The 8,600-nt window shown below is 37.4% G+C and carries 3 protein-coding genes and 1 pseudogene (1 of these 4 running past the window's edge); all 4 read left to right on the top strand.

Translation table 11 applies throughout. From position 1 onward, the window contains the following. A pseudogene (locus N824_RS16540) lies at positions 1–127 on the top strand (FAD-dependent oxidoreductase); it begins 1,559 nt to the left of the window's first position. 81 nt (positions 128–208) lie between these two features. Then, on the top strand, positions 209–4,288 hold the full coding sequence (locus N824_RS16535) for a hybrid sensor histidine kinase/response regulator transcription factor (RefSeq protein ID WP_048906265.1): 4,080 nt from the start codon (positions 209–211) through the stop codon (positions 4,286–4,288). Positions 4,289–4,471: 183 nt separating this feature from the next. Continuing rightward, positions 4,472–5,350, top strand: coding sequence for an AraC family transcriptional regulator (locus N824_RS16530; RefSeq protein WP_048906264.1), 879 nt, complete (start codon positions 4,472–4,474; stop codon positions 5,348–5,350). Between the two features lie 94 nt (positions 5,351–5,444). Then, positions 5,445–8,597, top strand: a complete 3,153-nt coding sequence (locus tag N824_RS16525) for a TonB-dependent receptor (protein ID WP_235207154.1) — start codon at positions 5,445–5,447, stop codon at positions 8,595–8,597. The last annotated feature ends 3 nt before the right edge of the window (positions 8,598–8,600 follow it).

Genomic DNA, 8,600 nt, shown 5'->3' with positions numbered 1-8,600 from the left:
CYTTGGTGAATCGGCAGCAACGGCAGCTGTAATAGCCATAGATGATCAGGTAGATGTTCAGCAGGTTGCTTACGAAAAATTAGAAGCTCAGTTGCTAAAGCAAAAACAGAGATTAAGGCTGAATTAATAAATTCAACTATTGTATTTTTATTGCAAATCTATTTGTTTTACCTTTCGTTAAAAAAAAGGATAGGGATTAACACCAAATATGAGCCGTAATAAATTATTGTATCGCTTAATTAACAGTGTATTATTGTTAATGCTGCTTTTTTGCAGCGTGGATGCCAGTGCTCAAAAAAACAATATAAGCTTTAATCACCTTACGGTAGAAGATGGCCTTTCGCAAAGCAGTGTTCTGTCTATCGCTCAGGATAGTATGGGGTTTATGTGGTTTGGAACCAAAGATGGTCTTAACAAGTTTAATACCCAAAGATTCGAGGTCTTTAAGCACGATAAAAACAATAATACGTCCTTAAGTAGTAGTCAGAATATTAATTATCTGCTTACAGACAGAAAAGGTAATTTATGGGTGGCTACACAGAAAGGACTAAATCTTTATTTGCCCAAAAGCAATTCTTTTAAGAGATTTCTTCATGATCCGAAGGATAAAAATAGCATCAGTCATAATATTATAAGGAACCTTTTTGAAGATAAAAAAGGAAATATTTGGGTTGGAACAGACAACGGGCTAAACAAATTGATTGGACCTGATAAATTTCAGCGTTTTTATAACAGTAATGTTAGGGGGCAAGGTTTAGCGCATTCGCTAATAAAAGCCATTTATCAAGATCATAATAATGTACTCTGGATTGCTACTTTAAAGGGGCTTACCAGCATGAAAGAAGAAAAAGGAAAGTATGTTTTCCAGTCTTATTTTCATGACCCAAGTAAATCAGCAAGTTTAATTAATAATGATCTTAGCGCTATTTTTGAAGACCAGTACCATAATTTATGGATAGGAACGCATAATAATGGGCTCGAATTAATGGACAGGGCTACTGGTACCTTTAAACACTACTCGGCAAAAAGTGAACAGAGTAATGGGCTTAGCAGCAATGTAATCCGTAAAATCAAAGCCGATAAAGATGGCAAATTATGGATCTCTACCCTAAATGGGATAGACATATTTGATGTTAAAACAGGAAAATTTACGGTTCTTAACCACATCCCTAATGATCCTTTAACCTTAAACCAAAACTCTACTTACGATATTTTGAAGGATGCAGCGGGTTCCATGTGGGTAGGCACTTACTACGGTGGTGTTAATGTGTACCATGCCAACTCTACACCCTTCAGAGAATACAAGACCAGTCTGGGCGGTAATGGCATTAGCAGTAATGTAATCAGTGCTATTGTTGAAGATAAAAGCCATAATCTGTGGATTGGAACGGAGGCAGAAGGTTTAAATTATTATAACAGAACAACCGGAAAATTCAAGGCGGTTAAAAATGAAATAGGTAACCCTAATTCTTTAAGCTCGAACCTTGTAAAGGCCATTTCTATTGATGAAAAGGGGAGGGTATGGGTAGCAACATACGAAGGGAACCTTGATGTATATTTACCTTCTTCGGGTACGTTTAAGCATTATAAACCAAATAGTGCAGACCCGCATGCTTTAAATTCGAACAGGATTGTCTGTCTATTACACGACAGCCAAGGTAGGTTGTGGGTGGGAACACGCGCACAAGGTGTTTTTCTTTACAATGAAACGAAGGATAACTTTTCAGTACTCAGCAGCCCTGTATATAATCAGGAATTAAAGTTTGTAAGGACTTTTTTTGAAGATGCTGCCAAAAATATATGGATAGCTACAAATTCCGGTATCTATATAGCTTCGGCAAACTCCAATCAGATTAAGGAGTTTAAGAGTAAGAGCAGTGATTTTAAATTCGACGACATCAATTTTATTAAAGAAGATTCGAAAGGAAATATCTGGATAGGCAGCTATGAATCTGGATTAATTAAATTCGATAAAAACAAAGATACCAGCAGGTTTACGGTTAATGATGGGTTACCTAGTAATAATACGGTAGGTTTTTTGGAAGACAGCAAGGGTAATTTATGGATAAGTACCTCTAATGGTTTATCCAAATTTGATGGAAAAGTATTTAAAAATTATACAGTTGATGATGGCCTGCCCGGAAATGTTTTTAATTATAACTCATCTTTTAAGGACAGTAAGAATGAGATGTTCTTTGGTGGCTATAACGGTATGGTAAGTTTCTTTCCCGATGAGATCAGAGATAACAAAAAAATACCAAAAGCAATATTTACAAGATTAAGGTTGTTTAATAAACCGGTAAATATTAATGATAAAACAGGATTGCTTACTCAAAATATAGGCTTAACAAAGGAGCTAACCTTTTCTTATAATCAGAATATCTTTACCATCGATTTTGCTATTCTGAACTATATTAAATCTGAAAAAAACAGGTATGCTTATCAGCTTAAGGGCTTCGAGAAAGGATGGAATTATGTAGCCACTCCGCAAGCAACGTTTACCAATTTACCTGCTGGCAGATATGTTCTTTTAATTAAAGGGGCAAATAACGATGGAGTGTGGACCAACAAGCCTGAGGAGATGATCATCAATGTAAACCCTCCTTATTGGAAAACATGGTGGGCGTACCTGATCTATATACTTTTGCTTTCAGGTCTGATATTTCTTGTTTTAAGGTTTTTATGGATCAGAACATTACTAAGAAAGGAGCACGAGATCTATCAAATGAAGCTTGATTTTTTCACTAACGTATCTCATGAGATCAGAACGCCATTAACCCTTATTGTAGGCCCATTGGAGCATTTGGTAAATGAAACAAAGGAATCACCTGCTTTAAACAGAAGGTTACTTACGGTAAAGAAAAATGCGGGCAGGCTAACCAGATTGGTGAATGAGCTCATGGATTTTAGAAAAGCAGAATCAGGTAATATGGAACTCAATGTAGCGCCTGGTAATATAGTAAGCTTTGCCAAGGAGATTTATATTTCGTTTACTTATGTAGCCCTTAAAAATCATATTGATTATCGTTTTAATTGCGATGAGGACATCATAGAAGTCTATTTTGATAGTGAACAATTGGAGAAGGTACTGTTTAATTTGCTTTCTAATGCGTTTAAGTTTACCCCTGATCATGGGGTTATTCGTTTAGACATTGTAAAAACGAATGACAATTATGTTGAAATAAGGGTAGCTGATAATGGAAAAGGGATTCCGGAAGAAAGCAGGAATAAAATATTTACCAATTTTTATCAGGTAAGGGATCATCGTTCAGGAAATACAGGTACAGGAATTGGCTTGGCTTTGGCCGAAAAAATAAGCAGGCTGCACCATGGTCGTTTATCATTGGTAAATAATGATGAGCTTAAAGACGAAGATGTTCATACTTGTTTTAGCCTTAGACTTAAGCTAGGTAAGGAACATTTTAAAGAGGATGAGCTTATTGAACAGTACATTAGCATAGAAAATCCTATTCTTTATCAGCAGGTATCGGAAATTGAACCGGTGAAGAGTTATGAGCCGACAGAGAAAACAGAAGACGGGATAACTGTTTTAATAGTAGAAGATAATGTTGAGGTAAGGAGTTTTATTACACAATCTTTAAAGCAATCGTACCAGGTAATAGAAGCCAATAATGGCGAAGAAGGTGTGAAAATAGCGATTGAGAAGATCCCGGATATTATTGTTAGTGATGTAATGATGCCGGTTATGGATGGATTGGAGCTTTGCCGTACACTTAAAACAGACCCACGCACAAGTCATATCCCTATTATATTACTTACTGCACGTTCTGGTAATATCCACGAAGTAAACGGATTGAAAACAGGAGCAGAGGCATACATCACGAAGCCTTTTAGCATTAACAGTTTGCAGCTTAATATTTACAACCTGCTAACCTTGCAAGCCAATATGCGTAGAAAGTTTAGTCAGCAGATCACACTTCAGCCAACCAATATTTTAATAGAATCGGCCGACGAGGAATTCCTGAGTAAAATAATGGGACTTATCGAAGCTAATTTTAACAATGAAGACTTTAGTGTAAATACACTTGCTGCCGAAGTAGGGATGAGTACCCCAATTTTATATAAGAAAATTAAAGCGCTTACGGATCTTACTGTAAATAACTTCATCAAATCTGTTCGTTTAAAGCGAGCTGCTCAATTACTAAAGCATGATGTTTATACAGTTTATGAGGTTGCCTACATGGTGGGCTTTAGCGACAGCAAATATTTCAGTAAAGAATTTGCAAAGCAATTCGGACAAACCCCCTCAGAGTATAGTTTAAAGTAGCCTATTTTCTGAATTTAAGAAAATCACCCTCTTTCTTTAAGATTTTAACCCCTCTTGCATTTTACTGGCGCTTACATTAGCTAAACCAAATATGTAAAATCACCAGTGTATGAACGAGGTATCTCAAGCAGTGTTACTCTTGTGCGCCCGCATCTTATGGTTTTAACTTAGATAAATTAAACTATGAAAGCACAACTACTAAAAGTTTCAATGTCGCCTGCTCAGTCATTTAGTGTTCGGCAGGACGTGGTTCCATCTGTTAATAACAAATGGCATTACCACCCAGAATTTGAATTAGTTTATTTCAGTAAAGGAAAAGGTACCCAATTTATCGGAGACAATATTAGCAGGTTTAATCAGGGTGATATTGTTCTTGTTGGTCCTCAGTTGCCACACTACTGGCGATTTGATGATGTTTATTTTAGAAATAATAATCCGGCCGCTAATCCCGATGTAAGAGTGGTTCACTTTTCTGAAAACATGTGGGGTGATTCTTTTCTGAATTTACCCGAGAATAAGCTGTTGAAATCTGTTCTGGAAAAGTCCAGAAGAGGGTTAAAGATTAAGGGTAAAAACAAACAGCATATTGCTGATCTGATTTCTGAAATGCCCAATGCAGAAGGAATAGACAGGATAATTATTTTAATGCAAGTGCTTGCTGAAATCGCTAAATGCGAAAAATTGGAAACGTTTTCATCAATTGGTTTTCAGCATGAAATGGAGCCTCATGAAAAGGATCGCATAAATGATATCTACGATTATTCTTATGCTAATTTTAAAAACAAGATCACTTTAGAAGAAATAGCTGATGTAGCTAAGATCAGTCCTAATTCATTTTGCAGGTATTTTAAATCGCGTACCAGAAAAACATATTCGCAGTTTCTGATAGAGATTAAAGTGGGCAGGGCCTGTGAACTGCTAATTGAACATAGCCTTAATTTAAAACAGGTATGCTATGATTGCGGCTTTAACAACTTCGCAAGCTTTTACAAATGCTTTAAAAAGATTACAGGCAAAAGTCCGCTATGTTATCAAAAAGAATTTGTTACCAATTTCAGTTAAATATTAAACATACAATCAATAAACTAACCAACCAACCTAACAAACTACGGGTCTGAGCAACCCGTGAATTAACCAACCAAATATTTTAAACGCTATGAAGAAAAATGATACTCAAACAGTTTCATGTTATGGCTATTCTGTATGTAAATTATTCAGTTTTCTATCCTTACGGATGGTGATAATTGGGTTTTTACTTACCGGTTCAGCAGCCTTTGGGCAAACCATTAATATTACGGGAACAGTAAAGGACGGCGGAGGGGGAGCAATACCCGGTGTAGGCGTGAGGGTAAAAAATGCCAAAGTATCTACACAGACTGATGCAAATGGTAATTACAGCATTACAGTTCCCGATGCCAATTCAACACTTGTGTTTTCTTACATTGGCCTTGTTTCGCAGGAAGCAGTTGTGGGCAATAAAAAGGTAATTGATATTACCCTGAAAGAAGATGAATCCGCATTGGACGAGGTTGTAGTAACCGGATACGGCGAAAAAGTTAAAAAACGTGACCTTACCGGTTCAATATCATCTGTAACTGCAAAAGACATTGCAGAGCGCCAGCCACTTACTTTATTTGATGCATTACAAGGGCAAGCCTCTGGCGTATTGGTTACCAATGATAATGGTGATCCGGCCGGACAGGGAACCATCCAGATCCGTGGAGCTTCTTCAATAAATGCGTCGGGTACTGGCCCTTTGTATGTAATCGATGGAATCATTAGTGAAAATGGGAATTATATAAATCCGTCAGACATTGAATCATTTGAAATCCTTAAAGATGTGGCATCTGCAGCTATTTATGGTGCAAGAGGTGCAAATGGTGTGATCATCATCACCACTAAAAGAGGTAAAGAAGGTAAACCACTTATTGGCGTTCAGTATACTTATAACAGAGGTGAACTCGCAAATAAAATAAGAACGATCTCTGCTGATGAACTTAGGTTTTACAGGATGATTAGAGGTGGTGGTGCCGGAATTGGCGGAAATGTGGATTCTATTAACCCTTATCTGAATGCCGATAATGATTATCAGGAGCTATTGTTCAGAACATCAGAAAAGCACACTGTTAACTTGAGTTTAAGTGGCGGTTCAAAAGGAGTAACTTATTACGGAGGTTTAAACTACGTAGACAATCAGGCCATCGCATTAAACAGCTGGATTAAGAGAATACAATCGAAATTAAACGTAGAATATGCTATATCAGATAAGCTTACCATCAGCAACAACCTTGCTTTTGCTTATCAGACGGGAAATATCCTGAACATTCAGAATACAGCAAGGCAGATATTTGAACGTAATCCGTGGACAAGTCTTTACCGGCCTGATGGAACACTTGCAGGTTTTACAGAATCAAAAAGAAATCCTGTAGCTTTTGCCCTGTTAGACAAGAATATCGACAACGACTATCTGGCCCAGTTTAATACCCAGGCTAAGTATAAGATCTATAAAGATTTGAGCATTACTACCATGTTCAATGCCCAGCTCGATAACCAAAACAACAGAAATGTAACTCCGGCTATTATTAATAACGCAGCATTTTCTACAGGAACAGGATCAACCGAAAGAAAGGTTTATTGGGAAAGTCAGACTTATATGAACTATAACAAAACCTTTGGCAAAGACCATACAGTAACCGGTGTAGCTGGTTTTACTGCTGATAGAAGACGCAGAGATGAGTACAGAATTAGGGTAGAGGAGTTGTTAAGTGACGATATCTTTACCTCAAATGTGGGGATAATTGACCCGACAAATACAGGAACATTTGCAACAGCAAATTCAAATGTATCATTGCTGGCAAGGGGATCATATAGCTATAAAGGAAGATATATTGTTCAGGGAACTATCCGCAGAGATGGATCTTCGAGATTTGGAGAAAACAACAAATGGGGAAATTTCATATCTATGTCGGCCGCATGGCGATTCTCTGATGAGAAATTTATGGATTGGAGCAAAAGCTTTCTTGATGATGCAAAGTTAAGATATAGCTATGGTTCCGCAGGAAATGATGCTATTGGCGATTATCAATCGTATACTACTATAAACTTTGGTGGTAACTATTATAATGGATTAAGCGGCGCGGCAGAAAATGTAATTTTAGGAAACTCCCTGATCCAATGGGAAACAGCTACGTCTGCCAATTATGGAATAGACCTTACCATGATCAAAGGAAGGTTAACTTTTACAGCAGAGTATTATAACAAAACCACTAAAGACTTGCTTTATCAAAGTGAGCTGGCTAAAGAAACAGGAAAAACCCAGGTTGCGGTAAATTTAGGGAACATAGAAAATACCGGTTTGGAGTTTACCGTTGTGGGTACTCCAATTAAAACAGAGAAATTTGGCTGGGATGTAAATGCAAACATCACCTTCCCGAAAGCAAGAGTGAAAAAACTGGCCGATGGTACAGCATTCTTATCGGGCAATAAATGGTTGATACAGGAAGGGGGAAAAATTGGCGACTTCTTTATTTTTAAAAACCTTGGTGTTTACCAATACGATGTATCCAATGCATATACACCAGAGGGTAAAAGACTTACTCCTGTAAACGTGGTGGTTAGTGAAGATGGAAGCACAGTAACCAGTTTTGGAGGATATACATTAGACGGGCAACCATACACCGGAACTGTTAAAAGCAAATACTACAACAATGTAAAACTGCAGGGTGGGGATACTGAATGGCTTGACGCTAATAATGATGGAAATATTGATGACAATGATAAGATCATTGCCGGAAATGGTTTGCCAACCTATTATTTCGGACTAAGCAATACCTTCAGATATAAGAGGTTTTCATTGAGCTTTTTATTTAATGGCCAGTTTGGTAATAAAATCTATAACAGGGTAGCTGCTGATCAGAACAGATTTAACTCTACTTATTCTCCACCAACACCAGATGCAGCACTCACCTCATGGTATAAACAAGGTGATGTAACCAAGTATCCTATGGCATCACGCAAGGATACAAGAGGGAACATGCGTTATGAACAAAACAGTCTTTATCTGGAAGATGGTGCATTTATCAGGTTAAGCAGTGCGAGATTGGCTTTTACGCTTGATCCTAAAATAGCTGCAAAGGCTAAAATGAAATCGGCAACGGTTTATGTTTTTGGACAGAACCTTTTAACCTGGACAAATTACAGTCTGTTCGATCCGGAGTTCAGTACCTCAAATCAGTTACAACCGGGTAACGATTCTGGTCGCTACCCTAAAATAAGAGAATTTGGTTTGGGCGTTAACCTTACATTTTAAAAT

The organism is Pedobacter sp. V48 (assembly GCF_000523515.1).
In the GTDB taxonomy this organism is placed as follows: Bacteria; Bacteroidota; Bacteroidia; order Sphingobacteriales; family Sphingobacteriaceae; genus Pedobacter.
The sequence above is the reverse complement of the archived record's forward strand: the minus strand, read 5'-3'. Positions and strand labels throughout refer to the sequence as shown.